The following is a 26,360-nucleotide window of genomic DNA, read 5'->3' as shown; positions in this document are numbered from 1 at the left end:
AGGGGCGGGATCAGATCAGGCAAAACGCCCGAATATGATATCAGTTACGCACCGAAGGCGCTTCGACCGACAAGCCGTTGCCGCGGCTGGCGACGTAAAGCTCAAGCGCCACGAACTCGGGGCTGCCGGGGCTAAAAGTCTCGGCCCGGGTGTCACGCACGCAGCCTTTGAAACGCGCATGGCTGCTGTTGAGCTTGGTGTTTTTCAGGCGGTACACCGGAAAGCCGTTGATCTGGCCTTGGCTCAAATGGTCGGCGCGGATCATGTTGCCGTAGTTGTCTTCGTGGCAATTGGCGCAGCTCAGCTCAAGCTGGCCGTAGCGGGTGTAGTACATCTCTTTGCCCTGCTCCCAAGTGCTCTGGGCCGGGCCGTCGATCGCCACATTGACCGGCATGCCGCGTGACTGGACCGAGATGAGCGCCTCCATCGCGGTCATCTCATTGCCAGTGTATTTGTAGGGCTCGGCCCCCATCTGGTTCTCGCGGCAGTCGTTGATCTGCATCGCAAGCGTGCGCACTTCGCCCGCCTCTTCGTTCCACTTTGGATAGACGGCGCGGACGCCTTCCATCGATTCCACGTCATTGTGACACGACGCGCAGGACTTGCCCTCGCTGCCCTCTGCCGTGTCCCAAGCCGCTTGGGCTTGGTCGACAAAGATCATGCCGGGGTTGTCGAAGTCATCCATCTGCGTTTGCTGGGTCTCTGCCGAACGAAAGCGCCAGCCAGACATGATTTCCGGCAAAGCCCCCTCAAGATGCGCGGGCGCATCGGTCTTGGTCACCATCTCGATCTCGCCGTTGACGACAAGCTCGGCCTCCTCATCGGCCATCCCCAGCATGGGGGCGGCCACCAAAAGCGCCGCGACAGCGGTCATTGCCTTGAATTTCATGTCTTTCCTCCCTGTTCCACGCATGGTGCTGGCTGATGCGGGATCAGCCGACCGTAATGGATTTGACTTCTTCGTAGACCGAACCGTCGTCATCGTACCACGTGAATTTGAAGTCGCCGGCCTCTGGCACGGTGGCGTCAAATTCGAAATAGGGGTTGGTCGACATGGCCGGTTCCATCTTCACGTCGATCACGCTCTCGCCGTTAAACTCGGCGGTGAAGCGGTTGATGATCGAACGCGGGATGACGTTGCCGTCGCCGTCTTTGCGCTGGCCCGATTCCATCGGGTGGCTGATCAGGGTCTTGATCGTGATGACCTCACCTGCCTCGGCTTTTTTCGGCACTTTGACGCGAGGGGTTACACCTTCTGCCATTTTGAAAACTCCTGAAAATAGGGGCGCGCGGGCTTAGCCGCCGCAGCCGCCGATTGTGACTTTGATCTCTGCACTGGTGCGGGCGAATGTGCCGTCTTCCAGCTTGGCGATAGCAACAACGTCTTGGGTCGTGGCCAAACGAATGCGGGTGGAGGCACTGCGCGAACCGGCCAAGGGCCCAAAGTTAAAGGTGCCCACGGGCGGGGTCGGGTTGCCAGTGGCCAGCACCATGATCGCAGACGCACCCGGCGCTTCGACCGAGATTGGCACGGTGTTGCCGTTTTCCGCGATTTCAGGCGCGGTCAGGGTAACGCCGGTATCGGCCATATCAGCCCCGCCGGTGAATTCCGCAATCAACTCGTCAACCGTGGCGGCAGAAGCCCCCACGGGCAGCATGGTCAGCGCCACGGCACCAAGGCCCAGGCCGAAAGTTTCACGTCTTGAGAAGTTCATCTCTCATCTCCTTATGCGTCAGCGGCGCTCTGCGCCGTCATTCCATTGCCGCGGTGCGCTGACCGCGATGATCTGTCGAGCCCTCCGCCGCCCCTAGGCCGCGAAGCTTCGGCGCTACTCTTTCAACGTGACCAAGAAAGCCACGATATCTTCGATCTGCTGAGCATCCAACAGAGGCGGCAGCGGCTCGGACCCGGCCTTGCCGGTGAAACCGTCGCCGGGGCGGATGTATCCGCTTGTCTTGTAGTAGGAGGGCATCATCGAGCCTTCGAAGGTCATTTTGCTGTTGGCGACGATGCCGCGCAGCTCTGCCTCGGTCCAGCGGTCGCCCGCCCCGTCGAGCATCGGGCCGATCTCACCTTGGAAGGGCACATCGCTCAGCGCGCCGATCTGATGGCAGGCCACGCAGTTGCCCGCCTTTTTGTTGCCGACGATGGCGGCACCGCTGGCGGCGTCTCCGGCCGTGCCGGTCAAGGATTGTTCAACCGAACCGTAATCATCATAGGTCACGTCGGCAGGTGCCACGGTTTCAGCGGCGGCCAGAACGGGCGCGCCCGACACAATTGCGGCGGCGATCCATCTCATCATCGAAAACTTCCTCCCAGTGCCGATCACGGTGATGTGTGATCCGGTTTACCTGACCCTAAGACAGGGATGCGGCGCGGTGCAACAACAAATTCAAACTTTTGAATAGCTTTACCCGCGAAACGCCGCTTTTCGTCGGTCAATCCGTGCTGCCGTTGTTGCGCTCTTGGATCATCCGCGCGTGGTAGCGTTGGAAATCCTCTGCCCCCTCAAGGGCGTAGCGTTCTTCATTGACCCAAGTCAGCATATCCAGCGTCGTGCCCTTGCCAAAGGCACCCGGCATCACCGCCACGGCAGCTTGCGGCGCTGTCGCGCCTTCGGCCACCTCAGGCGGGAGGAACATCATCGTCGGGGTAAAGAGAATCCCCCATTTCCGCGCCATCTGCTTTTCCGAGAGGGTCTCGCCATCGAAATCAGTCACTTCGATATCGCCATGCAAGTTTAGCTGCACAACGAAGTAGTTTTCTTCGATGTAATCGGCGATCTCAGCGGCGGGAAAGACTTCCTCATGCATTTTGGTGCAGTAGATACAGCCGCGCTGCTCGAACATCAGCATTAAGCGCTTGCCCTCGGCCCTCGCCTCCTCAAGATCCTCGCGCAGGTCTTTGAAGGTGTCGCGCATCCAAGCCGCCTTGTGCAGCCCGTCGTCGCCCAGTTCCGCCGCGGCCAGTGGCCAAGCCAGCACCGCTGCCGCCACTGCGGCCCCTATCCTTGAGATAATCATCTTGGCGTCCTCCTCCTTGTTGCGGTTACCCTAACGTCGTGAAGCTGGGGAACCAACGGATCATCGCATCCGCGATCAATTGCACCCCGCCCGTCACGATGAGCACGGCAAAGAGGATCAGCATGACCCCCATCGCCTTTTCCACCTTTTGCACCAGCGCCATATGCCGCGCGGCCCAGTTGAGAAACGGCTTGGCAAAGAGGGCCGCCACCACGAAGGGCGCGGTCATCCCCGCGCCGTAAGCGGCCAACAGCAGCCCCCCATGCGTGATGTCGCCCATGCCCGACGCTATCATCAAGATCGCCGCCAGCGCCGGGCCTACGCAGGGCGTCCAGCCAAAGCCAAAGGCCAGCCCCATCACATAGGCACCCCAGATCGACGTGGGCTTGGCGCCCCCCTCCAACCGCGCTTCGCGGTAGAGCAGTGGCACTTTGATGACGCCCAGAAAATGCAGACCAAAGACCAGCAGGATCGCCGCCGCCACCCAGCTTAGCGGCTCAAGGTATTGGGTAAAAACCTGCCCCAAGGCCGTGGCCCCCATGCCCAGCAGCACAAAGATCGTCGACACCCCAAGCGCGAATAGCACCGAGGACAGCACCAGTCGCCGCTGCGCCCCCGGCGCAATCGCGCCATCGCCACGCAATTCGGTCACGCTGAGCCCTGCCATATAGCTGAGGTAAAAGGGCACCATCGGCAGAATACAGGGGGTAAAGAAGCTGAGCAGCCCCGCCAGCAGCGCGCCTGCATAGGTGATGTCGAACATGTTACCCCCTGCCCGCGCCGACGAAAGCCGCCGCGCTTGAACAATTCACATATTCAAATTACGTTGAGTGTCATCCAAACGTCAATCAGGCAAGCCAATGATCCGCACACTGACCGCCCTGAGCCTCGCGGCCTTTACCGCCCTGCCCGTTTGGGCGGTGGAACTGGTCATGGTCGAACAACCCGGCTGTATCTATTGCGAACGCTGGGACAAAGAGATCGCCCCCGCCTACCCCAAGACCGCCGAGGGGGAGTTTGCCCCGCTGCGCCGCGTGGATATCTCTGTCGTCGAGGACAGCGTCACCCCCCAGCGCGCGGTGGTATTTACGCCGACCTTCCTGCTGGTTGATGATGACGCCGAACTGGGCCGGCTCGAAGGCTACCCCGGCGCGGAATTTTTCTGGCCCATGCTGAACATGCTATTGCGCGACAAGACCGATTTCGAGGAACCAACCGAATGACAGCCCTGCCCGTGATGACACCCGACATGTCCGAAGAAGACATGGACCGGATGCTGACCAACGCCGTGACCGCGTCGAACTTCCTCAAGGCGATCAGCCATGAGGGGCGGTTGATGATCCTGTGTCACCTCGTTTCGGGTGAAAAATCGGTGAGCGAGTTGGAAGCGCTCCTCGCCACGCGACAGGCCGCTGTATCTCAGCAGCTCTCACGGCTCAGGCTCGAAGGGCTGGTGACCCCGCGGCGTGATGGCAAAACGATCTACTACCGGCTTGCCGATGACCGGCCCCGCAAAATGCTGGAACTGGTCTACGAATTATTCTGCAAGGATGATTGAGCTTTTGGGCCAGCCGCTGACCGCCGCCCTCTTGGGTGGATTGGGCGGCGTATTGCTGGGCCTTGCCGCACGTTTGGGGCGGTTCTGCACCTTGGGCGCGATCGAAGATCTGCTTTACGGCGGCTCCAGCCACCGGATGCGCATGTGGGGCTTGGCCATCGGCGTGGCGATGCTGGGCAGCTTCACCCTTGGCGGATTTGGCCTGATCAACATCGACCGCGCCTTTCACCTGACCATCGCTTTCTCTTGGGCGCCCGCGATCTTTGGCGGGTTGATCTTTGGCTACGGCATGGCGCTGGCGGGCACCTGCGGTTTTGGCGCTTTGGCGCGGCTTGGCGGAGGCGATCTGCGGGCCTTTGTCATCGTCTTGGTCATGGGGCTGGCGGCCTTTGCCGTGCTCTCCGGCCCTCTCGCTCCGGCGCGTGCGTTTCTCTTCCCTCGGCAGTTGAACGCAGGCCCGTCTGATGGCATCGCCCATGCGCTCTCCGCACTCACAGGCGGATCGGTGCCGATGATCGGCGTGGCTGTGGGGATGGCGATCTGCGCCCTTATGCTGAGCGCCCGCGCCTTTCGCCGTGATTTCCGTATGGTCTTTTGGGCCGTGATCGCCGGTCTCGCCATCGTATCAGGCTGGGCGGGCACGGCGTGGCTTGCACAGACTGGCTTTGGCACACAGACACTCATGTCTCACAGCTATGCCGCCCCGGTAGGAGAGACACTGCTCTACGCCATGCAGGGCTCTGTCCGTCCGCTCAGCTTTGGCATCGGCTCTGTCTCGGGCGTCTGGGTCGGCGCGTTCCTCGGCTCGCTCTGGCAGGGGCATTTCCGTTGGGAAGCTTGCGAAGACCCGCGCGAGCTGCGCCGCCAGATATTCGGCGCGGGGCTTATGGGCGCTGGCGCTGTGATCGCCATGGGCTGCACCATCGGGCAAGGCATCTCGGCCATATCGGTCTTGGCCTTCAGCGGACCTGTCACCTTGGCGTCGATCTTTGCCGGGGCCGCCTTGGGCCTGCGCCAACTCATTGTCGGATTTCGCAACAACCCGGTCTAGCGCGTCATAAAACCGTGACAGTCATGGTGCAGATGGGGGCCAGCCAAGTCACCAGAGGAAGCATGATGACCCGCCGCGAAATTCTCAACGACCCCGCCATCGGCAACAAGGCCGAAGCCTTTGAGGCCTTTGACGACATCCCCACGAATGCGAACCTGTCGCGCACCATCGGCGATGTAATCAACGCCCGCTATGGCCGCCGTGATATCCTGCGCGGCATGCTTGGGGTTTCCGCCACCACCGCGCTTTTCGGCACCGCCGCCGCCATCGCCCCGTCCAAAGCCAATGCCGCCGAGAGCCGCTATGTCTTTGACGAACTGGCATGGGGCAATGATGAAACCCACCACGTCGCCCCCGGCTATGATGCGCAGATCCTGCTACGTTGGGGCGATCCGATCACCGCCGACGCGCCCGAATTCGACGTGATGAACCAAACCGTCGCCGCGCAGCTCAAACAGTTCGGCTACAACAACGACTACGTGGGCTTCGTGCCGCTGAACGAAGACGGCAGCCGCGGGCTGCTCTGCGTAAACCACGAATACACCAACGAAGAGGTTATGTTCCCCGGCCTTGGCCGTCAGGACAAAGTCGACTTCAAAGGCATGACGCCTGAGTTGATCGACATCGAGATGGCAGCCCACGGCGGCTCTGTGGTCGAGATCGCCCGCGACGATGCGGGCAAGTGGCAAGTGGTGCGTGATGGCAAGATGAACCGCCGCATTACCCCCCTCGACACCGCGATGACCCTGAGCGGCCCTGCCGCCGGTCACGCGCGGATGAAGACCAACGACGATCCTAGTGGCACCCAGGTCATCGGCACGCTTAACAACTGCGCCGGCGGGCTGACCCCTTGGGGCACATGGCTGATGGCCGAAGAGAACTTCCACGGTTATTTCTGGACCGACAAGCTGGACGCCGAAGGCAAGCCCGACATCACGGGCGCTGTGGAAGAGAAATCATGGGACCGCTACGGCGTGCCGGGCATGTGGTACGCTTGGGGCCAAAAACACGACCGCTTCAACGTCGACGCCGAACCCAACATGCCCAACAAATTCGGCTGGGTGGTTGAGGTTGACCCGATGGACCCGACCTCCACCCCCATCAAACGCACCGCTCTGGGCCGTTTCCGCCATGAGGGCGCCGAGACCACGGTCAGCAAAGACGGCAAGCTCGTGGTCTATATGGGCGACGACAACCGCTTTGACTATCAGTACAAATACGTCTCTGCCGGAACCGTGTCCGAAGACCCCGCCGCCAATGGCGCTCTACTGGACGATGGCACGCTCTATGTCGCGCGCTTTGAGGAGGACGGCACGATCAATTGGCTGCCGCTGGTGCATGGCGCCGGACCGCTGACGGCAGAAAACGGCTTCAACGACCAAGGCGACGTGATGATCGACACACGCATCGCCGCCGACCTTCTGGGCGCTACGCCCATGGACCGCCCCGAAGACGCGCAGCCGCGCGGCGATGGCACGGCCTATATCCTGCTGACCAACAACACCAAGCGCAAGGAAGGCGACACCAACGCCGCAAACCCGCGCCCCGAAAGCAGCTTTGGCCATATCATCGAGATCAAAGAGGCCGAGGCTGACCACGCCGCCACCAGCGGCACTTGGTCGATCCTTGTGCAATGCGGTGATCCAAAGGTTGCCGAGGTCGGCGCGCAGTGGAACCCCGAAACGTCCGAAAACGGCTGGTTCGGCAGCCCCGACAACGCCGCGATGGACGCCGACGGGCGGCTCTGGATCAGCACCGATCAGGGCAGCAGCTGGGGCAAGACCGGCAAATCCGACGGGCTTTACGCGCTAGAGACCGAAGGTGAAGCGCGCGGCACCTCAAAGCTCTTCTTCCGTTGCCCCGTGGGCGGCGAGATGTGCGGCCCCTACTTTACCGAGGATGGCGAGACGCTTTTCGTCGCGGTGCAACACCCCGGTACGGACGGAACCAAGGACATCCCCGGCTTTGAGCGGGAAAGCACCTTCGAAGACCCAGCCACCCGCTGGCCCGACTTCGACCCCAAGATGCCTCCGCGCCCGGCGGTGGTTGTCATCACCAAAGAAGGCGGCGGTAAAATCGCCGTCTGATCAGAATTCTATAAAAGTTATTTTAGCATGTAAGATGTGGTGCAGCTTCCCCGGCTGCACCACTTTTTCGTTTCGGCGCTAGGCTCAATCCGACAGGCAAGCGGCCATGTTCTCTGCCATGCCGCGCAGCAGATCGGCATAGAGCGCAGCGCCCGGTTCCAGATCAGCCCCCAGCGGGTCGAGCGTGCCGGTCCCGGTGCCCTGCCCTTCGGTCACCGCGGCGATCAGGCCGGGGTTGAACTGCGGCTCGGCAAAGACGCATTTCGCGCCGCTTTCGGCCACCAAGTCGCGCAATTCAGAAACCCGTGCCGCGCCGGGCGCGCGGGCGTCATTCTCGCTGATGGCGCCGCGTGCTTCGATGTCAAAACGCGCTTCGAAATAGTGGTAGGCATCATGGAAAACGATGAAGGGGCGGTTTTTAACCGGGGCGAGGGTTTCGGCGATGTCCTCTTCCAAGGCGGCAAGCTCGGCCTGCGCCGTTTTGGCATTCTCGCGGTACTGTGCGGCGTTGTCGGGGTCTAGCTCTGCCAGCGCCTCGGCGATCTGGCCCAGCCAAAGCTGACCGTTCTGCGGATTAAGCCAGACGTGGGGGTCAACGCCGCCATGCGCGTGGGCCTCATCATGGCCGTGATCGTCGTGGTCTTCGTCAGGCGCTGGCGCGTCATGTTCTGCGTCGCTATACCCGTCGTGACCGTGCGCATCGTGGTCATGCTCCTCGTGGTCATGTCCTGCGTGACCGTGCGCGTCGTGGTCATGCTTCTCATGCGCATCGTCACCATGCAAGTCGTGATCGTCCCCCTTTGCGGCATGCTCCTCCCCCTCGTGGTCTTCATCTCCCACATCGCCGTGATCATGGGCCTCAAAACTCGCCCCCTCACGGAACGCCAAGACGCGGGTGCCCGGTTGCTCCATCAAGGCCAGATGGCTCGCGCTGCTGGCCAGAGATTCCAGCGGATCGGCCAGCCAAGGCGTCAGCAACGGGCCAACCCAGACGACCAAATCCGCCCCGCTCAGCGCCCGCGCCTCGGAAGGGCGCATCGCATAGCCATGTGGTGAACTGCGCGGCGGCACGATGAGGTCAGGCGTGCCGACTCCCTCCATCACCTGAGACACCAGCGCATGAACCGGGGCGATATCCGTGGCGACGGCAGGCACCTCCGCCCAAAGCGGCGATGCGGCAGAGGCAAGAATGGCAGCGGGGAGCGTAAAGCGATACATGGCAGACCTTCAAATGTTATAGTATCACCTTGCTAACACCGCTGTTATAACATATCAATACCTAAACGAATTGAGGTCCCCCATGAGCGCCATCGAATTCCGCGATCACGATCATGCCGCCTGTATGCGCAGCACCATGCAGGCCGCCGAAGCACAATGCGCCGCGCGCGGGCTGCGGCTGACGCCCGTACGCCGCCGCGCGCTCGAAATTCTGCTGTCAGAGCACCGCGCCTTGGGCGCCTACGACCTCTTGGCCCATCTCTCGGCCGAAGGCTTGGGCGCGCAGCCCCCCGTGGCCTATCGCGCCTTGGATTTTCTGGTCAAAGCCGGGCTGGCCCATAAGATCGAAGCGCTCAACGCCTATGTGGGCTGCGTACACCCGGGCGAAGACCACGCGCCCGCCTTTCTGATCTGCCGCAGTTGCCGGTCGGTGGCAGAGGCCGAAACCTCACCCACCAAAAGCCGCCTTGGCGATGCCGCCCGGGCCGCAGGCTTCCGCATCGAGCGCAGCGTGGTCGAGGCCGAGGGTCTTTGCCCCGCCTGTCAGGAGACCGGCGCATGAGCCTGATTGAGACCCGTGGCCTGACCCTGCGCCACGATGGGCAAACCGCCCTGCGCGATGTAAACTTCAACATCGAACCGGGGGAGATCGTCACCATCGTCGGTCCCAACGGATCGGGCAAATCCAGCCTGCTGCGGGCGCTGATCGGAGCGCTGAAACCGGCGGCGGGCAAGGTGTCCCGCAAATCGGGGCTGCGCATCGGCTATGTGCCGCAGAAGTTGCAGATCGATGCCACCCTGCCGTTGACCGTGCGCCGTTTCGTCAACCTGCCGCGCCGCCAAAAGCCTGAGGCGATCCGCGATGCCCTTGCCACCGCTGGCGTACCGGAATTGGCCGAGCGGCAGATGGTCGATCTTTCCGGCGGGCAGTTCCAGCGCGTGTTGCTGGCCCGTGCGCTGCTGGAAAAACCTGACCTGCTGATCCTCGATGAGGCGACCCAAGGGCTGGATCAACCCGGCTCTGCCGCCTTTTACCGCCAAATCGAAGCGGTGCGCCAAGACTTGGGCTGTGCCGTGCTGATGGTCAGCCATGATCTACACGTCGTGATGGCCGCCAGTGACCGGGTGCTCTGCCTCAATGGCCATGTCTGCTGCGAAGGCACGCCCGAAACCGTGGCCGACGCGCCTGAATACCGCGCGCTCTTTGGCAGCGGCACCCAAGGGGCGCTGGCGCTTTACCGCCATGATCACGACCATCACCACCACCACCACCATCACCACCACCATCACACCCACCACCACGGCGACGCATGTGATGGGCACCACAAAGAGACCGAGAATGCTTGACGATTTTATTCTGCGCGCAGCGCTTGCCGGGCTTGGCGTGGCACTGGCCGCCGCACCCTTGGGCTGTTTCGTGATCTGGCGGCGCATGGCTTATTTTGGCGATGCCACCAGCCACGCGGCCTTGCTGGGCGTGGCCTTGGCGCTGGCGACCGATCTGCCGATCACCGCAGGAGTGCTTTTGGTGGCGCTGGTGATGGCGCTGGTGATCAGCACGCTCTCGGGTCGCAATGTCAGCGCCGATGCGCTTTTGGGCGTCATGGCCCATTCCGCGCTGGCGCTTGGCCTCGTGGCCGTGTCCCTGCTGCCGGGGCAGCGGGTTGATCTATCGTCTTACCTTTTTGGGGAAATCCTCGCTGTCACCCGATTTGACCTTGCCGTCATTTGGGGCGGTGCGCTGGCCGTGGCGCTGCTGTTGGCGTGGCGCTGGTCGGCGCTGCTGGCGGCGACGCTGAACCCCGATTTGGCACAGGCCGCAGGCGGGAACCCGAAACGCGAGCAATTGATCCTGACACTGGCACTGGCGATCATGGTGGCCGTGGCCATCAAGGTCGTGGGCGCACTGCTCATCGCCGCCATGCTGATCATCCCCGCCGCCACTGCGCGCCCCTTTGCCCGCACGCCCGAGACTATGGCGATTTGGGCGATGGGACTGGGCGCTTTAGCGGCGTTGGGCGGGCTGATGGCATCACTGGAATTCGACACGCCGACGGGGCCCAGCATCGTCAGCATCGCGGCAGGTCTCTTTGCGCTGTCCTCGGCCTTTTCGGCGGCGCTTCCGGCGCTGCGCCGCCGGGGGTGACCCCGGCGGCCGGGCCGCTTAGCGGTTGATCACCGCATCGGCTTCGATCTCAAGCTTGGCGTCATCCTCGACCAATCCGGCGACGACCACCATCGCCATGGCCGGGAAATGCTTGCCCATGACCTCACGATAGGCGCGGCCCACGTCCTTTTGCGCGGCAAGGTATTCTTTCTTATCCGTCACATACCACGTCAGACGGGTGATGTCTTCGGGCGTGCCGCCTGCGGCTTCGACCACCTCGCGGATGTTCTGCAACGCCTGTTTCATCTGGCCGATAAAGTCATGGCATTCGAACTTCTGCTCGGCGGTCCAGCCGATCTGACCGCCGACGAACAGGTGACCATCCGCGCTCAGCACGCCGTTTGCATAGCCCTTCGCGGGGGCCCAGCCTTCGGGCTGAATGATTTGATGCGACATGTCGTGTTCCTTTTTGTTAACAGTCACACGCCGAGAAATTGATCGGCGATTTGGGAATCGAGCGCGGGCATCGGGCCAGACCAGACCGAGCGGCCACGTTCGAGAATGACGGCGTGGTCGGCCACGCGGCGCAGCTCGGCGAGGGATTTGTCCACCACCAAAAGCGCCAGCCCGCTGTCGCGTTTAAGCTGCGCCACTGCGGCCCAGATTTCTTGGCGCACCACGGGGGCCAAGCCCTCGGTCGCTTCATCCAACAGCAGCAATTTCGGGTTGGTCATCAACGCACGGCCAATCGCCAGCATCTGCTGCTCCCCGCCCGAAAGCGAGCCTGCCGCCTGATCGCGCCGCTCCCCCAGCCGTGGGAAAAGCGCCGTAACCCGCGCCTCGTCCCATGCACCGGGGCGTGCGGCGGCGATGAGGTTTTCGTGCACTGTCAGCGGCGCGAAACAGCGCCGACCCTCGGGCACCAGACCCACCCCGGCCTGCGCGGCCCGGAAACTGGGCAGACCCGCGATGTCGCGCCCGTCAAAGCGCAGCGCACCGCCATCGTGTTTCAGCATCCGGCAGATCACTTTGATGGTCGAGGATTTACCCATCCCGTTGCGCCCCATCAGCGCGCAGACCTCGCCCGCCTCCAGCGACAGATCGACACCAAAAAGCGCCTGCGTCGGCCCGTAGGAGGCGGTGATGTCGTTCAACTCCAGCAAGCTCATGCTGCGTCCTCCTCGCCCAGATAGGCCACCCGGACCTGCGGATCGGCCTTGATCTCGGCTGCCGTGCCGCTGGCAATGATCTGGCCATAGACCAGCACCGAAATGCGGTCCGCCAGTGCGAAAACCGCGTCCATGTCATGTTCCACCAGCAGGATCGGCGCCTCGCGGCGCAGCCCGTCGAGAAAGCCGGTCATCTCCTTAGAGCCGCTGGCCCCGAGCCCCGCCATCGGTTCATCCATCAAAAACACCTTGGGCCGTAGGGTCAGCGCCACGGCGACCTCAAGCTGGCGACGTTGCCCATGCGACAGGTCCGCGGTGCGCTTGGCCGCGTGATCCGCGAGCCCTACCAACTCCAAAGCGCGCATCGCCTCTTGCCGCAACTCCTGTTGCCGCATCACTGGCGCGAAGAAGCGCATCACCCGGCCCGATTGGCCAAGCGCGCCCAGCACCGCGTTTTGCAGCACCGTGTATTCCATCGCCAGCGACGAAATCTGAAACGTTCGCCCCAGCCCCGCCCGCGCCCGCTGCACGGTGGTCATCGGCGTCACGTCCTGCCCGGCAAAATGGACCGATCCGCTGTCCGATCGCAGCCCGCCTGCGATCTGCTTGATCAGCGTCGACTTGCCCGCCCCGTTGGGGCCGATAAGCGCGTGGATTTCGCCCGTCCGCAGGGTGAGGGAGACATCATCCGTCGCCTTCAACGCGCCAAAGCTTTTGTGCAGGTTGCGCACGTCCAACAGCACATCCGTCATCCCTTCAGTCATGGGCCACCTGCCGTCCGGCAACGAGGCCGATCATGCCGCCGCGCGCAAAGAGCACCACCAGCAACAGCAGCAGACCCAGATAGATGTGCCAGAACTCCGACAGCCCGCCCAAGACATGCTCAAGCAAGATGAACAGCGCCGCCCCGGCCACGGGGCCAAAGAGCCGCCCAACCCCGCCAAGGATCACGAAGATCATGATCTCACCAGAGGTCTGCCACGAGAACATCGTCGGGCTGACGAAACGGTTGAGATCGGCAAAAAGCGCGCCCGCCAGCCCCGTCACCGCCCCCGAGATGACAAAGGCCACCAGCCGCAGCCGGAAGGGCGCAAGGCCCACGGCTTCGACCCGCTCGGCATTCTGCCGCGCCGCCGACAGCGCGAGGCCGAAAGGAGCCCGCGCCAGACGCCCTGCAAACAGCAGCACCAGCGCCAGCACCGCAAAGGCGATGGCAAAGAAAGTCAGCGGATCAAGCGTGTTCAGCCCCGGAAAGCCGTTGCGCACATAGATCGAGAGCCCGTCCTCGCCGCCATAGGCGGGCCATGAGATCGAGAAGTAGAACAGCATTTGCCCGAAGGCGAGCGTGACCATGATGAAATAGACGCCCGAGGTGCGCAAAGACAGCGCCCCGATCAGCAGCGCAGCAAGGCCAGAGACCACGATCGCCACCAGCCAGATCACCGGCATCGACTTGGTGCCTTCGATCATAAATGGGCTCTCCATGATCGGTGTGTAGCTCTGCGCATGGGCGGCGAGAATGCCCATGGCATAGCCGCCGATCCCAAAGAATGCTGCATGACCAAAGCTCACCAGCCCGCCGAGGCCGAGCGCGATGTTCAGCCCCACGCCCGCAAGGGCGAGGATCGCCGCCTTGGTCGCCAGCGTGATGATGAATGGCTCGTCCAACGCAAAGGCCGCCAGCGCCGTGACCGGCAGGAGCAGGAAGAGAAAGACGTTTACGAGTTTTTCGCGCATCATGGCTCAGGCCTCCCCAAAGAGGCCGGTGGGTTTGAACAGCAAGACCCCCGCCATCAGAATGTAGATCGACATGGAGGCGAGCGAGGAGCCGACGGACGTGGCCGCTGAGGCCTCCATAAAGTTGGCAAAAAAGAGCGGCAGCAGGACAGAGCCAAGCGTGTCCGTCAGCCCCACCAGCAGCGCCCCGATCAGCGCGCCCTTGATCGAGCCAATGCCGCCGATGACGATCACCACAAAGGCAAGGATCAGCACCGGCTCCCCCATGCCCACTTGCACCGACTGGATCGCGCCGACCAGCGCACCGGCAAGCCCCGCCAGCGCCGCACCGAGGGCGAAGATCAGCGTATAAAGTTTGGCGATATCAACGCCAAGCGCTGCAATCATCTCGCGGTCGGCCTCACCTGCACGGATCTGGATGCCAATGCGCGTGCGGGCGATCAGCAGGAACAGACCTGCGGCAATCACCAGACCGACGCCAATGATGACAAGGCGGTAGAGCGGATATTGAATGCCGCCCGGCAGGGTCACCGGGCCGGACAGGGCCGCCGGAATGTCGAGAAACAGTGGGAAGGAGCCAAAGAGAAACCGCGTACCTTCTGAGAAAATCAGGATCAGCGCAAAGGTTGCCAGCACTTGGTCAAGGTGGTCGCGGTCATAGAGCCTGCGGATCACCGTCATCTCGATCAAGCAGCCCGCCAGCGCCGCCGCGGCCAAGGCCGCCACCAGAGCCAAGAGAAACGACCCCGTCGCCGCCGCAACCGCCGCGGCGGCAAAGGCACCGACCATGTAAAGCGAGCCATGGGCGAGGTTGATGAGCCCCATGACCCCGAAAATGAGCGTGAGCCCCGCGGCCATCAAGAACAGCATGACCCCGGATTGGACTCCGTTCAGCACCTGTTCAATCAGCAGGATGAGTGACATTTGGCAAAGCCTCCCGGCGCGCCAGACGCGAGGACCGGCGTGAAAGCGTTGATACGTCGGCCCCGGCGCGCCAAATCAGCGCCCGGGGCCGCGCGGGATTACATTTTGCAGTCAGCCGCGTAGGCATCCGCGTGATCGGTCAACGAGGGGCCGATCAGCTTGTTGGTATAGACATCACCCTCTTTGACCACTTCGCGCACGTAGTAGTCTTGGATCGGGTGGTTGTTGTTACCAAACGAGAATTTGCCCCGCACGCTGTCGAAATCAGCCTCTTTCAGCGCCGCGCCAAAGGCTTCGGCATCCGATACATCCGCCTTCTCCATCGCGCTTAGCAGCAGGTTCGCGGTGTCATAACCCTGGCTGGCGTAGAGCGACGGCAGACGGTCGTATTCCTCCTGAAAGGCTTCGACGAAGGTCTTGTTGGCTTCGTTATCAAGATCCTTGTTCCATTGGCTGGTATTCTTGATCCCAAGAGCGGCCTCCCCCACGGCCTGCAAGATGCCTTGATCAAAGCTGAAGGCCGGGCCGACGACGGGTAGGTCCACGCCCGAGTTGGCATATTGCTTGAGGAAGGAAATCCCCATCCCGCCGGGCAAGAAGAAGAACACGCTATCCGCGCCCGAGGCACGGATCTGCGCGATCTCGGCGGCATAGTCGGTTTGACCCAGATCAGTATAGACCTCGCCCGCCGCTGCGCCATCATAGGTCCGTTTGTAGCCCGTCAGCGCGTCCTTGCCCGCAGGATAGTTCGGCGCCAGCATAAATGTGTTTTCATAGCCCGTGTCATTGGCATAAGCGCCCGCCGCTTCGTGCAGGTTGTCGTTCTGCCATGCCACGTTGAAGTAAAGCGGGTTGCAGCCCTTGCCCGCCAGCGCCGAAGGGCCTGCGTTGGGTGAGAGGTAGAATTTGCCCTGCGCCGTCGCCGCGGGCACCACGGCCATTGCGAGGTTGGACCAGATGATGCCGGTCATCACGTCGACCTTCTCGGACTGGATCATCTTGTCGGCAAGTTGCACTGCAATCTCGGGCTTGCGCTGGTCGTCTTCGACCACGACCTCAAGGTTCTCATTCCCGGCCATCTTGGTGGCCAGCATAAAGCCGTCGCGCACGTCGATGCCAAGGCCCGCGCCGCCGCCCGAGAGGGTGGTGATCATGCCGACCTTCACCTTACCCTCTTCGGCCCATGCGCCGCCTGCCGCCAGTGCCGCGACCGAGGCCGCCATCACAAGTGATTTCATCTTCATTTCAGTCTCCCTTGGTTGGTTTGGGCCTCTTTACCGGGCCCGTTCAATTGGGTCGTCTTGCCAGCTTAGCGCCTGCACCTGATGCTGTCAGGTCACCCGCGCGCGGGTCTTGTATTTTTCGTTATCCCAGAGACGGTTCTCCATCACATCGCGGATAATCGCGACCGCTTTGGAGACATCCTCGGCGTCGATATAAAGCGGCGTGAAGCCAAAACGCATGATATCGGGTGCGCGGAAGTCGCCGATCACGCCACGATCGATCACGGCCTGCATCGCGGCATAGCCTTCGTCAAAGCGGAACGACACCTGACTGCCCCGCTCGGCGCTGTTGCGCGGGCTGGCCAGCGTCAGCTGCGGCACGTCACGCTCGATCTCTTCGATGAACTGCTCTTGCAGCGCGATAGAGGCCGCGCGCAGTTCTTGCATGTCCACATCCGCCCAAAGCTCCATCGCCACTTCAAGCGCGGTCAACTGGATCACCGGCGGGGTGCCGACGCGCATCCGCTCGATCCCCTGTCCGGGCTGGTAGTTTTGCTCGAAAGCGAATGGCTGGCGGTGCCCCAGCCAACCGGCCAGCGCAGGTTGCACTTCGTCGGCCAAATCGGGGCGCACATAGATGAAGCCCGGCGCACCCGGCCCGCCGTTGAGGTACTTATAGGTGCAGCCAACCGCGAATTCGCAGTTGCTGCCCGCGAGGTCCACCGGCAGTGCCCCCGCCGAATGCGCCAGATCCCAGATCATCACCGCGCCATTGGCATGGGCCAATTCGGTGATCGCTTTCATGTTGTGTTTGCGCCCAGTGCGGTAGTCGACCTCGGTCAGCATCACCGCGGCGATGTCTTCGCCGATGGCCCCCGTCACCTCTTCTGGCGCGACGGTGCGCAGCTCATAGCCCTGCTCCAACAGCCCCACCAGCCCCTCGGCCATATAGAGGTCCGACGGGAAGTTGCCGCTGTCCGACAGGATCACCTTGCGGTTCGGGCGCAGCTTCAGCGCCGAGGCCAGCGCTTGAAAAACCTTGATCGACAGGGTGTCGCCCATCACGACCGACCCTTCCGGCGCGCCAACGATCCCGGCCACCATATTGCCGACGCGGGCGGGCTGTTCCATCCAACCAGCTTGGTTCCAGCCGCGGATCAACATCTCACCCCATTCAGCAGTGATCATCTCCTGCACTCGCGCGGCGGCGGCCTTGTTCAATGGCCCCAGCGAATTGCCGTCGAGGTAGATGACGCCCTCCGGCAGGATGAACTGATCTTTTTTTAAAACAGACACTTACAGTGCTCCTCTCACATGCCAAAGCTCAGGGAAAAGCTCCACCTCAAGCATTTTGCGCAGATAGGTCACCCCAGCGGTGCCCCCGGTGCCGCGCTTGAAACCAATGATACGTTCCACGGTGGTGACGTGGTTGAACCGCCAGCGTCGGAAGTAGTCTTCGAGATCGACCAGCTTTTCCGCCAATTCGTAAAGTTCCCAATGGGTTGTCGGGTCTTCATAAACCTGTTTCCACAGGGCTTGAACCTCGGCCTTCGGCTGCCAAGCCTGCGGCTCGGGGCTGCCGGCAAGCGACGGCTCCCCCAGCCGCGTGCAAAGCAGATCAATCGCCACCTGATAAAGGCTCGGCTGCTGCATCTCCGCCACCAGCGCCGCATGGGGTTCGGGCGTGTGTTCATGCAGTTTGGTCAGCGCCGCGATCCGGTTGCCCAGCAGGTATTCGATCAGACGGTACTGGTAGGACTGAAACCCAGAAGAGGCACCAAGGTGCGGACGGAACTGGGTATATTCGCTCGGCGTCATGGTCCGCAGCACATCCCAAGCCGAATTAAGCTGCTCGAAGATACGTGCCACACGGGTCAACATCTTGAAACTCTGGCGCAATTCCCCTGCCTGAAGCGCCTTTCGGCAGGCGGTCAACTCATGGATCGCCAGCTTCATCCATAGCTCCGAAGTCTGGTGCTGGATGATAAAAAGCAGCCCGTCATGCGCCATGTCGAGCGGGTTCTCGGTGGTCAGGATTTGGTCCAGCCCAAGGTAATCGCCATAGGACTTGTCCTTGGCGAAATTCATCTTGGCGCCTTTGGAGGCTTCGTCGAAACTGCTCATGTATCCTCTCTCAGCGCGAAACGCTGGATCTTGCCGGTCGCGGTCTTGGGCAGTTCTTTGATGAAACGAATGTCGCGCGGGTATTTATAGGGTGCGATGGTCGCTTTAACATGATCCTGCAATATCTTGATAGTATTTGCATCTTCCGGCGTTCCGTCAACCAGAACCACATGCGCCTGAACGATAGAGCCGCGCGCGTCATCCGCGGCGGCGACCACTCCGCATTCGCTGACGCAAGGATGGCTCAACAGCGCCGCCTCAACCTCCGGCCCGGCGATATTGTAGCCAGAACTGATGATCATATCGTCGTTGCGGGCGGCGAAATGCAGATAGCCATCCTCGTCCATGGTGAAACTGTCGCCGGTGATGTTCCACCCGTCCTTGACATAATCCGCCTGCCGCTTGTCGCCCAAATAACGGCAGCCGATTGGACCCCGCACGGCCAGACGGCCTACCTCGCCGCGCGGCACCTCGTTTCCGTCCGCATCAATCACCCGCGCCTCATAGCCCGTGACGGGCTTGCCGGTGCAAGCGGCGCGGTGGTCGTCGAAGCGGTTCGAGATGAAGATATGCAGCATTTCCGTCGCACCGATGCCATCAAGCATGGGTTTACCGGTCTTTTCCTGCCACTCGTGATAAACCGGTGCAGGCAGGGTCTCTCCGGCAGACACGGCGGCACGCAGGCTGCTGAGGTCCGCGCCCTCTTCCATCGCCTGCAACATGGCGCGGTAGGCGGTGGGGGCGGTGAAACAGACGGTGGCTTTGTACTTCTCGATGATCTCGATCATGTTGGGCGGGCTTGCGGTTTCCAAAAGCGTCGCGGCGGCCCCAAAGCGCAGCGGGAAAACCGCGAGGCCACCAAGGCCAAAGGTAAAGGCCAAGGGCGGCGAGCCGACGAAAACATCCCGTGGCGTGACGTTCAGCACTTCGCGCGCATAGCCATCTGCGATGATCAGAAGATCGCGATGAAAATGCATTGTTGCCTTTGGGTTACCCGTCGTTCCTGAAGTAAATCCAAGGAGCGCCACATCATCCTGCGCGGTGTCCACCGGCTCGAACTGCACCGGTTTTTCCAGCGCCAACCGGTCCAACTCGGCGTCGTGGTTGCTGGTGCCGTCAAAACCCGCGACCGTTTTGAGGAATTTGGAGGTTTTGGCGCAGGCCGTCATCTCATCCATCAGCCGCGTGTCGCAGAGCGCATGGGTGACCTCGGCCTTGTCGACGATGGCCGAAAGCTCGCCCGCGCGTAGCATCGGCATGGTGTTGACCACCACCGCCCCCGCCTTGGTCGCCGCCAACCAGCAGGCCACCATCGCAGGATTGTTGGCCGAGCGGATCAACACCCGGTTGCCGGGTTTCACCCCCAAATCCTCGACCAGCGCGGACGCCAGACGGTTGGTCCAGTCAGCCAGCTCCTTATAGGTCCGCCGCCGCCCGTTGCCGATCAGTGCGGTGTGGTCGCCAAACCCCTTTTCCACCATCTTGTCAGTGAGTTCTACGCCGACGTTCAGGCGGTCGGGATAGTCGAAGCGGTCCAACAGCAAGTCCGGCCACTGGTCGCAGGGCGGCAGGTTTTCACGGGCGAAGGTGTCTTCATGTCCGGTCGTGTGCAGCTTCATGACATGGCTCCCAAAGTCTGGCGGGCGATGACAATACGTTGCACGTCCGACGCGCCCTCGTAAATGCGCAAGGCCCTGATTTCGCGGTAAAGTCGCTCCACTGCCTCGCCATTGCGCACGCCGTCGCCACCATGCAATTGAACGGCCTTGTCGATCACCTTTTGCGCCTGATCCGTGGCGAAAAGCTTGGCCATCGCCGCCTCGCGGGTGACGCGCGGCGCGCCGCTGTCTTTGGTCCAAGCGGCGCGGTAAACCAGCAAAGCGGCAGCATCGACGTCAAGCGCCATGTCCGCGATATGGCCCTGCACCATTTGCAATTCGCTCAAAGGAGCGCCCTGCACCTGACGGCTGGTGACGCGCAAAAGCGCCTCGTCCAGCGCACGGCGGGCAAAGCCGAGTGCGGCGGCGGCGACGGTGGAGCGAAAGACATCCAAAACCGACATGGCGATGGCAAAGCCACGCCCCGCCTCACCCAAAAGCGCCGAGCCGGGCAGTTTCACGCCATCGAAATGCAAGGTGGCCAACGGATGCGGCGCCATGACCTCAAGCCGTTCCTCAACCTTGAGCCCCGGCGTATCGGCCGGCACGATGAAGGCCGACAACCCCTTGGCGCCCGGTGCCTCTCCGGTGCGGGCGAAGACGGTGTAGACATCCGCGATGCCGCCATTGGAGATCCACGTCTTGCGCCCGTCGAGCACATAGCCATTGCCATCTGGCGTGGCCGTCATGGTGGAGTTTGCAACGTCTGAGCCGGATTGCGGCTCAGTCAGGGCAAAGGCCGAAATCGCCTGCCCCGAACGGGTCTTGAGCAGCCATTCGGCCTTTTGCTCATCACTCCCGAAAAGCGAGATCGCGCCGGTGCCAAGCCCTTGCATAGCAAAGGCAAAATCCGCCAACCCGTCATGGCGCGCCAGCGTTTCGCGGATCAGGCAAAGGCTGCGCACATCAAGCACCTCGTCCCCCTCCGCGCCGCTGTGGCGCAGCCAGCCGTCTTGGCCCATCATCGTCACCAGATCGCGGCAGGCCCCATCGGTGTCGCCGTGATCCACGTTCTTCAACTCGCGTGCCGCCCACTCGTCCAGAGCCAGCGCCAACTCCTTGTGCCGCGGCTCAAAAAAGGGCCAGTCGAGAAAACTTTTGTCAGCCATGGTTACGCCTCCCCGCGTGTTTATCTTTTGGCTATTCGTGGCTCAGTCCCCTTCGAAGACTGGGCGTTCTTTGGCGACGAAGGCGTTGTAGGCGCGTTCAAAATCGCCCGTTTGCATGCAGATCGCCTGAGCTTGCGCCTCGGCTTCGATCGCTTGTTCGATGGACATCGCCCATTCTTGGGCCAGCATCGTCTTGGTCATCATATGCGCGAACTTCGGGCCGGCTTGGATTTTCTGCGCCAGTTTAAGCGCCTCATCTTCCAGCGTCTCACCTGTCACCAGCCGGTTGTAGAAACCCCAGCGTTCCCCTTCTTCGGCAGACATTGCGCGCCCGGTATAGAGCAGTTCGGCCGCCCGTGTCTGGCCGATGATGCGCGGCAGGATCGCGCAGGCGCCCATGTCGCAGCCCGCAAGGCCTACGCGAGTGAAAAGGAAGGCGGTCTTGGCCTCTGCCGTTGCCAGCCGCAGGTCCGAGGCCATAGCAATGATCGCGCCCGCGCCCACGCAGACGCCATCGACGGCGGCAATGACCGGCTTGCCGCAGTTCACGATGGCCTTGACCAAATCGCCGGTCATGCGGGTGAAACGCAGCAGTTCCTTCATATTCATGCGGGTCAAAGGCCCAATGATATCATGCACATCGCCGCCAGAGCTAAAGTTACCACCATTGGAGCCAAAGATCACCACATCGACATCATCGGCATAGACCAGATCGCGGAACCAGTCGCGCAATTCGGCGTAGCTGTCGAAGGTCAGCGGGTTCTTGCGGTCAGGCCGGTCAAGCCGCACGGTGGCGATCCGGTCTTTGATTTCACATTGGAAATGCTTCACATCACTGCGCATTGGCTTTTTCCTTTTCTTCCGTTTGGGCGGCGAAAGCCTGCAGGCGGGCCGCCATGGCGCGGGCTTCCTCGGAGGAGATCCCGCGCAGTTTTTCGTTGATCCAGTCTTCATGCGCCTGCGCTTGGCGGGCAAATTGCGCCGAGCCCGCGGGCGTCAAGCGCAGCATCATCGCGCGGCGGTCGCCGGGGACCGGGATCCGTTCGACCAGCCCCTCCTCGCTCAGACGATCGGCGATGCCGGTGACATTGCCGTTGGACACGCGCAGCACGCCCGAAAGCTGGCTCATCTTCAGCCCTTCGGGATGGCGCGAGAGGGCCGACATCACATCGAACCGCGGCAGCGTCGTATTGTGCTCGCGCCGCAGAGTATCGCGCAATTCCTGCTCCAATCCGCGCACGACTTTCAGCAGCCGCAGCCAGAGGCGCACGCGATCCTTGGCCACGTCGCTCATACTTCGCCCCCCGATAGCGCCAGCGCGTGGCCGTTGACCGAAGCCGCGGCGTCCGACAGCAGGTAGAGCACAGCACCGGCGACCTCGGAGGTTTCGACAAAGCGGTTCTGCGGGCTTGCGCGTTTCAGCAAGGCGCGGGCCTCCTCGGCGCTTTTGCCGGTGGTGGCGGTAATATTCTCGACCGAGCGTTCCAAGAGCGGCGTGTCGATGAAGCCGGGGCAGATTGCGTTCACGGTGATGCCCGTGCGCGCCAGTTCCATCGCCAGCGCGCGGGTCAAACCCACGACCCCATGTTTCGCTGCGACATAGCCCGCAACGTAAGGATAGCCCTTGAGGCCCGCGGTGGAGGCCAGGGCGATCAAACGCCCCTGCCCGGCGTCTTTCATCTCCGACAGCGCGGCCTGCCAGACGTTGAAGACGCCGGTGACGTTCACCGCCATCATATCGCTCATGTCATGCGCGGTGATCTTGTGGAAAGGTGCGGAATGCGCCGCCCCCGCATTGGCGATGACGCCGGTGATCGGGCCATTTTCCGCGCGGGCGGCGGCAAAGGCCGCTTGTACGGCATCCGCATCGGTCACGTCGCAGGTCTGAAACGGCAGGCCCTGCTCGCGCAGCGGTGCTTCGCGGCGGCCCATGATCGTGACCTTGGCGCCGGTTCCGGCCACCGCATGGGCGATCTCGGCCCCTACGCCGGTGCCGCCGCCGGTGATGACGATATGGCTCATACTTTCTCCATCTCCGCCGCGCGGTCTGCCAGACGCCATGCCTGATCGCGGCCCGGGCCGTAAGGCAGCGGCCAATCGGCATGGCGGTCGCCGATGGCGGCACCAGCGTGCAGGGTCCAATAAGGATCGGCCAGATGTGGCCGGGCAAGGCAGACCAGATCCGCACGCCCCGCCATCAGAATCGAGTTGACGTGGTCGGCCTCATAGATGTTGCCCACGGCCATGGTCTTGATGCCGCCATCGTTGCGGATGCGGTCGCTGAACGGGGTCTGGAACATGCGGCCATAGACGGGCTTGGCCTGTTTCGAGGTCTGGCCTGCCGAGACGTCGATGATATCGGCCCCCGCGTCGCTGAACATACGGGCGATTTCAACGGCTTCGTCGGGGGTCACGCCGTCTTCTTCGACCCAGTCGTTGGCCGAGATGCGCACCGCCATCGGCTTGCCTTCGGGCCATGCGTCGCGCATCGCTTTGAAGACCTCAAGCGGGTAGCGCATGCGGTTTTCAAGACTGCCGCCATAGGCATCCTCGCGCTGGTTCGACAGCGGCGAGATGAAGGACGAGATCAAGTAGCCGTGCGCGGCATGCAGTTCGACCATGTCGAAGTTGGCCCGCTCGGCCATGCGAGTGGCTTCGACGAATTCGTCGCGGATCGCGTCCATGTCTTCGCGTGTCGCCGCTTTGGGCAGGGCATTGTTTTCCGACCACGGGATCGCGGAAGCCGAGATGATGTCCCAGTTGCCCGCCTTGAGCGGCGCGTCCATTTCTTCCCACCCCAGTTGGGTGGAGCCCTTGCGGCCCGAGTGGCCAATCTGGCAGCAAATCTTCGCTTCGGTCTCGGCATGGACGAAGTCGGTCAGGCGCTTCCACGCGGCCTCGTGCTCAGGCGCATAAAGGCCCGGACAGCCCGGCGTGATGCGGCCCTCGGGCGAGACGCAGGTCATCTCGGTATAGACCAGCCCCGCGCCGCCCTTGGCGCGTTCGGCGTAATGCACGAAATGCCAGTCGGTCGGGCAGCCATCAACGGCCTTGTACTGCGCCATCGGCGAGACGACGATGCGGTTTTCGAGCTTCATGTCACGCAGTTGGAACGGCGCGAACATCGGCGCGCGGACGGGGCCATTGCTGTCGGCACCCGCTTGGTCGAGGAACCATTTCTCGGCCCCCTCCAGCCACTTGGGGTCACGCTCGCGCAGGTTTTCGTGGCTGATCCGCTGGCTGCGGGTCAGCATGGAATAGTTCAACTGCACCGGGTCGAGGTCAAGGTAACGCTCAACATCCTCGAACCATTCGACCGAGTTGCGCGCCGCCGATTGCAGACGCAGCACCTCAAGGCGGCGGGCTTCTTCGTATTTCTCGAACGCCGTGGTCAGGTCTTTGTCGTCGGTAACATGTTTCGCCAGCGAGATCGCAGATTCCAACGCCAGTTTCGTGCCCGACCCGATCGAGAAATGCGCCGTGGCCGAGGCATCGCCCAAAAGCACGACATTCTCGTGGCTCCACTTTTCACAAAGCACGCGGGGGAACTTGATCCAGGCCGAACCGCGGATGTGGCTGGCGTTGGTCATCAGTTTGTGCCCGTCCAAGTGATCCTTAAAGATCTCTTCGCAGATCGCGATGGTTTCTTCTTGGGCCTTTTCGCCAAATCCATAGGCGTCAAAGGTGTCTTGGCTGCATTCGACTATGAAAGTCGCCGTGTCCTTGTCGAACTGATAGGCGTGGACCCAGATCCAGCCTTTGTCAGTCTTTTCAAAGATGAAGGTAAAGGCGTTGTCGAATTTCTGATGCGTGCCGAGCCAGACAAAGGGGCAGCGGCGCACGTCAATGTCGGGCTGAAACGTATCTTCGAACTCCATCCGGGTTTTGGAGTTTAGCCCGTCGGCAGCGACCACCAGATCGTAGTCGTCCATGTATTCGGAGGCATCCTTGACCTCGGTCTCGAACTGCAGGTTCACGCCCAACGCGCGCGCCCGCTCTTGCAAGATCAGCAGCAACCGCTTGCGCCCAATACCGCAGAAACCATGGCCGGTGCTGTGGATCACGTTGCCCTTGTGGTGCAGGGCGATATCGTCCCAATAGGCGAAATGGCTGCGGATTTCGCGTGCCGAGACGGGGTCGTTAACCTCAAGATTATCCAGCGTTTCATCCGACAGCACAACGCCCCAGCCGAAGGTATCATCGGCGCGGTTGCGTTCCAGCACCGTCACATCGGCCTCGGGCTGGCGCAGTTTCAGCGAAATCGCGAAGTACAGCCCCGCAGGACCGCCGCCAAGACAGATTGCACGCATCGAAATTCCCCTCTGGTTCGCTTTGGAACGGAGCCTAGGCTGAGTCGCTTTTTCGTTCAAGGATAAATATTTTAGGCTTGAAGTAATTGGGCGATCTCACGGCTGACAGGGCATCGGATGCATTGAACCCGCAGCCCACAGGGCCTATGCCAGACGGAAATTCACGACGAGAGGCAGTGCGATGACCGATGTAAGCAAAGCAGACTGGCTGGCGGTTGAGGTCCAAGACGCGCGGTTGCAGGTCTGGGCGATGCAGGGCGGATCGGCGCTGGAGACCGCCACGGCGGAGTGCGACCCGGCGGGCCTGACCAGCGCCTCGGCCTTTGACGCCACGCTCAAGACACTCACCGCGCCGTGGCAATTGTCGCGTTTGCCGGTCTTTGTGGCAGGCCTGCCCGCAGGGCTGACCGCCGCCGCACCCCGCATGGTGCCCTGCACCGCCACTGCCAAAGGTGCGACGCCTCTCCCCACAGAAAACTTCGACCTTCAGGTCATCCCCGCCCTGCGGCAGCAAAGCCCCAGCGGGCTGCTGCAAGGGGCCGAGACACGGATCGCGGGTTTTCTGAGCCTCAATAAGGACTGGGACGGGGTGATCTGTTTGCCGGGCGCGACTTCGGTCTGGGCGCAGATCAGCGCGGGCGAAGTGGTGAGCTTTCAGACTTTCCTGACCGGGGAATTGCTGGACCTTTTGGGCGATGGCACCCCAGCCGAGGGCACGGCGCTGGACGACACGGCCTTTGACGATGCGCTCAGCGATGGGCTGTCGCGACCCGAGCGGCTGGCGGGGCGTTTGGCCTCCATCCGGGCTGATCTGGCTTTGAAGGATATCCCGCCGCCGACGGCAGAGGCGCGGTTGGCTGGCACGCTGATCGGCGCGGAACTTGCGGCGGCGCGGGCCTATTGGCTGGGGCAAACGCTGGCGGTGATCGGCACGGGCGGCGCGGCGCAGCTTTACCTGCGGGCCCTGACCCAGCAGGGCGCCCCGGCGACAGAGGCCGAGAGCAACCGCATGGCGCTGGCCGGAATTTGCGCGGTGCGGCGGGCAGTAAAGGGGAGCTAAC

29 protein-coding genes are annotated in these 26,360 nt (G+C 62.4%); 8 read left to right on the top strand and 21 right to left on the bottom strand.

All coding sequences use genetic code 11. The features are described 5' to 3' along the window. Positions 1-40: 40 nt before the first annotated feature. The 6 genes from soxA to K3758_RS07805 form a co-directional block, all read right to left on the bottom strand. On the bottom strand, positions 41-889 hold the full coding sequence (soxA, locus tag K3758_RS07830; RefSeq protein WP_259949619.1) for a sulfur oxidation c-type cytochrome SoxA: 849 nt from the start codon (positions 887-889) through the stop codon (positions 41-43). A 43-nt stretch (positions 890-932) separates the two neighbouring features. Continuing rightward, positions 933-1,262: a thiosulfate oxidation carrier complex protein SoxZ gene (soxZ, locus tag K3758_RS07825; RefSeq protein ID WP_067941571.1), complete on the bottom strand. Its 330-nt coding sequence runs from the start codon at positions 1,260-1,262 to the stop codon at positions 933-935. A gap of 33 nt (positions 1,263-1,295) precedes the next feature. Next, on the bottom strand, positions 1,296-1,715 hold the full coding sequence (gene soxY, locus K3758_RS07820) for a thiosulfate oxidation carrier protein SoxY (RefSeq protein WP_067628363.1): 420 nt from the start codon (positions 1,713-1,715) through the stop codon (positions 1,296-1,298). A gap of 114 nt (positions 1,716-1,829) precedes the next feature. Next, positions 1,830-2,303: a sulfur oxidation c-type cytochrome SoxX gene (gene soxX / locus K3758_RS07815; RefSeq protein WP_386279657.1), complete on the bottom strand. Its 474-nt coding sequence runs from the start codon at positions 2,301-2,303 to the stop codon at positions 1,830-1,832. A 136-nt stretch (positions 2,304-2,439) separates the two neighbouring features. Then, positions 2,440-3,024 carry a thioredoxin family protein gene (locus K3758_RS07810; protein ID WP_259949618.1) on the bottom strand — a complete coding sequence of 195 codons (585 nt, stop codon included), beginning with the start codon at positions 3,022-3,024 and terminating at the stop codon, positions 2,440-2,442. 25 nt (positions 3,025-3,049) lie between these two features. Continuing rightward, on the bottom strand, positions 3,050-3,787 hold the full coding sequence (locus K3758_RS07805) for a cytochrome c biogenesis CcdA family protein (RefSeq protein ID WP_259949616.1): 738 nt from the start codon (positions 3,785-3,787) through the stop codon (positions 3,050-3,052). Between the two features lie 97 nt (positions 3,788-3,884). On the opposite strand from K3758_RS07805, the gene K3758_RS07800 reads away from it, so the two are divergent. The 4 genes from K3758_RS07800 (at position 3,885) to K3758_RS07785 (ending at position 7,720) form a co-directional block, all read left to right on the top strand. Further along, positions 3,885-4,247, top strand: coding sequence for a hypothetical protein (locus K3758_RS07800; RefSeq protein WP_259949614.1), 363 nt, complete (start codon positions 3,885-3,887; stop codon positions 4,245-4,247). Next, entirely contained in the window at positions 4,244-4,582 is a 339-nt protein-coding gene (locus tag K3758_RS07795) for a helix-turn-helix transcriptional regulator (RefSeq protein ID WP_259949612.1), read from the top strand. The genes K3758_RS07800 and K3758_RS07795 overlap by 4 nt, the downstream gene beginning before the upstream one ends. Beyond that, entirely contained in the window at positions 4,575-5,633 is a 1,059-nt protein-coding gene (locus K3758_RS07790) for a YeeE/YedE family protein (RefSeq protein ID WP_259949610.1), read from the top strand. The genes K3758_RS07795 and K3758_RS07790 overlap by 8 nt, the downstream gene beginning before the upstream one ends. Before the next feature lie 65 nt (positions 5,634-5,698). Then, positions 5,699-7,720: a PhoX family phosphatase gene (locus tag K3758_RS07785; RefSeq protein ID WP_259949608.1), complete on the top strand. Its 2,022-nt coding sequence runs from the start codon at positions 5,699-5,701 to the stop codon at positions 7,718-7,720. Positions 7,721-7,804: 84 nt separating this feature from the next. Here the strand turns inward: K3758_RS07785 and K3758_RS07780 are convergent, their stop codons facing one another. Beyond that, on the bottom strand, positions 7,805-8,938 hold the full coding sequence (locus tag K3758_RS07780) for a zinc ABC transporter substrate-binding protein (RefSeq protein WP_259949606.1): 1,134 nt from the start codon (positions 8,936-8,938) through the stop codon (positions 7,805-7,807). An 82-nt stretch (positions 8,939-9,020) separates the two neighbouring features. Here K3758_RS07780 and K3758_RS07775 point away from each other — a divergent pair, with 82 nt between their 5' ends. Genes K3758_RS07775 through K3758_RS07765 form a run of 3 tightly spaced genes read left to right on the top strand, consistent with a single transcriptional unit; the run spans position 9,021 to position 11,084 of the window. After that, positions 9,021-9,500: a Fur family transcriptional regulator gene (locus K3758_RS07775; RefSeq protein WP_067628380.1), complete on the top strand. Its 480-nt coding sequence runs from the start codon at positions 9,021-9,023 to the stop codon at positions 9,498-9,500. Continuing rightward, complete coding sequence (locus K3758_RS07770; RefSeq protein ID WP_259949602.1) at positions 9,497-10,285, top strand: metal ABC transporter ATP-binding protein; 789 nt, start codon at positions 9,497-9,499, stop codon at positions 10,283-10,285. The genes K3758_RS07775 and K3758_RS07770 overlap by 4 nt, the downstream gene beginning before the upstream one ends. Beyond that, positions 10,278-11,084 carry a metal ABC transporter permease gene (locus tag K3758_RS07765; protein ID WP_259949593.1) on the top strand — a complete coding sequence of 269 codons (807 nt, stop codon included), beginning with the start codon at positions 10,278-10,280 and terminating at the stop codon, positions 11,082-11,084. Before K3758_RS07770 ends, K3758_RS07765 begins: the two co-directional genes overlap by 8 nt. Positions 11,085-11,102: 18 nt before the next feature. On the opposite strand, the gene K3758_RS07760 is transcribed toward K3758_RS07765, so the two are convergent. The 14 genes from K3758_RS07760 to K3758_RS07695 form a co-directional block, all read right to left on the bottom strand. Next, on the bottom strand, positions 11,103-11,501 hold the full coding sequence (locus tag K3758_RS07760; RefSeq protein ID WP_067941149.1) for a RidA family protein: 399 nt from the start codon (positions 11,499-11,501) through the stop codon (positions 11,103-11,105). A gap of 23 nt (positions 11,502-11,524) precedes the next feature. Then, positions 11,525-12,214, bottom strand: coding sequence for an ABC transporter ATP-binding protein (locus tag K3758_RS07755; protein WP_259949577.1), 690 nt, complete (start codon positions 12,212-12,214; stop codon positions 11,525-11,527). Next, complete coding sequence (locus K3758_RS07750; protein WP_259950013.1) at positions 12,211-12,966, bottom strand: ABC transporter ATP-binding protein; 756 nt, start codon at positions 12,964-12,966, stop codon at positions 12,211-12,213. The genes K3758_RS07755 and K3758_RS07750 overlap by 4 nt, the downstream gene beginning before the upstream one ends. A 4-nt stretch (positions 12,967-12,970) precedes the next feature. Beyond that, positions 12,971-13,954: a branched-chain amino acid ABC transporter permease gene (locus K3758_RS07745; protein ID WP_259949575.1), complete on the bottom strand. Its 984-nt coding sequence runs from the start codon at positions 13,952-13,954 to the stop codon at positions 12,971-12,973. A 3-nt stretch (positions 13,955-13,957) separates the two neighbouring features. Further along, the gene (locus tag K3758_RS07740; protein WP_259949572.1) at positions 13,958-14,875 is read right to left on the bottom strand and encodes a branched-chain amino acid ABC transporter permease; all 918 of its coding nucleotides are present in this window, start codon (positions 14,873-14,875) and stop codon (positions 13,958-13,960) included. A gap of 98 nt (positions 14,876-14,973) precedes the next feature. After that, positions 14,974-16,119 (bottom strand): ABC transporter substrate-binding protein, encoded by a 1,146-nt coding sequence (locus K3758_RS07735; RefSeq protein ID WP_067941293.1) that lies wholly within the window; start codon positions 16,117-16,119, stop codon positions 14,974-14,976. An 87-nt stretch (positions 16,120-16,206) separates the two neighbouring features. Then, positions 16,207-17,394 (bottom strand): kynureninase, encoded by a 1,188-nt coding sequence (gene kynU / locus K3758_RS07730; protein ID WP_259949569.1) that lies wholly within the window; start codon positions 17,392-17,394, stop codon positions 16,207-16,209. Then, positions 17,395-18,222: a tryptophan 2,3-dioxygenase gene (locus K3758_RS07725; RefSeq protein WP_120350831.1), complete on the bottom strand. Its 828-nt coding sequence runs from the start codon at positions 18,220-18,222 to the stop codon at positions 17,395-17,397. It abuts the gene before it with no gap. After that, the gene (locus K3758_RS07720; RefSeq protein ID WP_259949567.1) at positions 18,219-19,841 is read right to left on the bottom strand and encodes an AMP-binding protein; all 1,623 of its coding nucleotides are present in this window, start codon (positions 19,839-19,841) and stop codon (positions 18,219-18,221) included. The genes K3758_RS07725 and K3758_RS07720 overlap by 4 nt, the downstream gene beginning before the upstream one ends. Beyond that, positions 19,838-20,989 (bottom strand): acyl-CoA dehydrogenase family protein, encoded by a 1,152-nt coding sequence (locus tag K3758_RS07715; RefSeq protein ID WP_259949565.1) that lies wholly within the window; start codon positions 20,987-20,989, stop codon positions 19,838-19,840. The genes K3758_RS07720 and K3758_RS07715 overlap by 4 nt, the downstream gene beginning before the upstream one ends. Before the next feature lie 42 nt (positions 20,990-21,031). Continuing rightward, on the bottom strand, positions 21,032-21,832 hold the full coding sequence (locus K3758_RS07710; RefSeq protein ID WP_259949563.1) for an enoyl-CoA hydratase family protein: 801 nt from the start codon (positions 21,830-21,832) through the stop codon (positions 21,032-21,034). Continuing rightward, positions 21,822-22,283 (bottom strand): MarR family winged helix-turn-helix transcriptional regulator, encoded by a 462-nt coding sequence (locus tag K3758_RS07705; protein WP_259949562.1) that lies wholly within the window; start codon positions 22,281-22,283, stop codon positions 21,822-21,824. Before K3758_RS07705 ends, K3758_RS07710 begins: the two co-directional genes overlap by 11 nt. Next, the gene (locus tag K3758_RS07700; RefSeq protein ID WP_259949560.1) at positions 22,280-23,011 is read right to left on the bottom strand and encodes an SDR family NAD(P)-dependent oxidoreductase; all 732 of its coding nucleotides are present in this window, start codon (positions 23,009-23,011) and stop codon (positions 22,280-22,282) included. Before K3758_RS07700 ends, K3758_RS07705 begins: the two co-directional genes overlap by 4 nt. Further along, positions 23,008-25,299 (bottom strand): bifunctional salicylyl-CoA 5-hydroxylase/oxidoreductase, encoded by a 2,292-nt coding sequence (locus K3758_RS07695; protein WP_259949557.1) that lies wholly within the window; start codon positions 25,297-25,299, stop codon positions 23,008-23,010. The genes K3758_RS07700 and K3758_RS07695 overlap by 4 nt, the downstream gene beginning before the upstream one ends. Positions 25,300-25,480: 181 nt before the next feature. Here K3758_RS07695 and K3758_RS07690 point away from each other — a divergent pair, with 181 nt between their 5' ends. Next, positions 25,481-26,359 carry a 2-dehydro-3-deoxygalactonokinase gene (locus tag K3758_RS07690; protein ID WP_259949556.1) on the top strand — a complete coding sequence of 293 codons (879 nt, stop codon included), beginning with the start codon at positions 25,481-25,483 and terminating at the stop codon, positions 26,357-26,359. Position 26,360 lies beyond the last annotated feature (1 nt).

The organism is Sulfitobacter sp. W002 (genome assembly GCF_025142135.1).
Classification (GTDB): domain Bacteria; phylum Pseudomonadota; class Alphaproteobacteria; order Rhodobacterales; family Rhodobacteraceae; genus Sulfitobacter; species Sulfitobacter profundi.
This window is presented reverse-complemented; position numbering and strand designations above follow the sequence as displayed.

Coding starts and splice junctions, on each gene's coding strand:
- K3758_RS07745 (WP_259949575.1), bottom strand. CDS start 13,954: ATGATGCGCGAAAAACTCGTAAACGTCTTTCTCTTCCTGCTCCTGCCG.
- K3758_RS07775 (WP_067628380.1), top strand. CDS start 9,021: ATGAGCGCCATCGAATTCCGCGATCACGATCATGCCGCCTGTATGCGC.
- K3758_RS07795 (WP_259949612.1), top strand. CDS start 4,244: ATGACAGCCCTGCCCGTGATGACACCCGACATGTCCGAAGAAGACATG.
- K3758_RS07805 (WP_259949616.1), bottom strand. CDS start 3,787: ATGTTCGACATCACCTATGCAGGCGCGCTGCTGGCGGGGCTGCTCAGC.
- soxX (WP_386279657.1), bottom strand. CDS start 2,303: ATGATGAGATGGATCGCCGCCGCAATTGTGTCGGGCGCGCCCGTTCTG.
- K3758_RS07765 (WP_259949593.1), top strand. CDS start 10,278: ATGCTTGACGATTTTATTCTGCGCGCAGCGCTTGCCGGGCTTGGCGTG.
- K3758_RS07785 (WP_259949608.1), top strand. CDS start 5,699: ATGACCCGCCGCGAAATTCTCAACGACCCCGCCATCGGCAACAAGGCC.
- K3758_RS07700 (WP_259949560.1), bottom strand. CDS start 23,011: ATGAGCCATATCGTCATCACCGGCGGCGGCACCGGCGTAGGGGCCGAG.
- soxA (WP_259949619.1), bottom strand. CDS start 889: ATGAAATTCAAGGCAATGACCGCTGTCGCGGCGCTTTTGGTGGCCGCC.
- K3758_RS07710 (WP_259949563.1), bottom strand. CDS start 21,832: ATGCGCAGTGATGTGAAGCATTTCCAATGTGAAATCAAAGACCGGATC.
- soxZ (WP_067941571.1), bottom strand. CDS start 1,262: ATGGCAGAAGGTGTAACCCCTCGCGTCAAAGTGCCGAAAAAAGCCGAG.
- K3758_RS07790 (WP_259949610.1), top strand. CDS start 4,575: ATGATTGAGCTTTTGGGCCAGCCGCTGACCGCCGCCCTCTTGGGTGGA.
- K3758_RS07705 (WP_259949562.1), bottom strand. CDS start 22,283: ATGAGCGACGTGGCCAAGGATCGCGTGCGCCTCTGGCTGCGGCTGCTG.
- K3758_RS07735 (WP_067941293.1), bottom strand. CDS start 16,119: ATGAAGATGAAATCACTTGTGATGGCGGCCTCGGTCGCGGCACTGGCG.
- K3758_RS07740 (WP_259949572.1), bottom strand. CDS start 14,875: ATGTCACTCATCCTGCTGATTGAACAGGTGCTGAACGGAGTCCAATCC.
- K3758_RS07725 (WP_120350831.1), bottom strand. CDS start 18,222: ATGAGCAGTTTCGACGAAGCCTCCAAAGGCGCCAAGATGAATTTCGCC.
- K3758_RS07695 (WP_259949557.1), bottom strand. CDS start 25,299: ATGCGTGCAATCTGTCTTGGCGGCGGTCCTGCGGGGCTGTACTTCGCG.
- K3758_RS07720 (WP_259949567.1), bottom strand. CDS start 19,841: ATGAAGCTGCACACGACCGGACATGAAGACACCTTCGCCCGTGAAAAC.
- K3758_RS07810 (WP_259949618.1), bottom strand. CDS start 3,024: ATGATTATCTCAAGGATAGGGGCCGCAGTGGCGGCAGCGGTGCTGGCT.
- K3758_RS07760 (WP_067941149.1), bottom strand. CDS start 11,501: ATGTCGCATCAAATCATTCAGCCCGAAGGCTGGGCCCCCGCGAAGGGC.
- K3758_RS07755 (WP_259949577.1), bottom strand. CDS start 12,214: ATGAGCTTGCTGGAGTTGAACGACATCACCGCCTCCTACGGGCCGACG.
- K3758_RS07780 (WP_259949606.1), bottom strand. CDS start 8,938: ATGTATCGCTTTACGCTCCCCGCTGCCATTCTTGCCTCTGCCGCATCG.
- K3758_RS07750 (WP_259950013.1), bottom strand. CDS start 12,966: ATGACGGATGTGCTGTTGGACGTGCGCAACCTGCACAAAAGCTTTGGC.
- K3758_RS07715 (WP_259949565.1), bottom strand. CDS start 20,989: ATGGCTGACAAAAGTTTTCTCGACTGGCCCTTTTTTGAGCCGCGGCAC.
- K3758_RS07800 (WP_259949614.1), top strand. CDS start 3,885: ATGATCCGCACACTGACCGCCCTGAGCCTCGCGGCCTTTACCGCCCTG.
- K3758_RS07690 (WP_259949556.1), top strand. CDS start 25,481: ATGACCGATGTAAGCAAAGCAGACTGGCTGGCGGTTGAGGTCCAAGAC.
- K3758_RS07770 (WP_259949602.1), top strand. CDS start 9,497: ATGAGCCTGATTGAGACCCGTGGCCTGACCCTGCGCCACGATGGGCAA.
- soxY (WP_067628363.1), bottom strand. CDS start 1,715: ATGAACTTCTCAAGACGTGAAACTTTCGGCCTGGGCCTTGGTGCCGTG.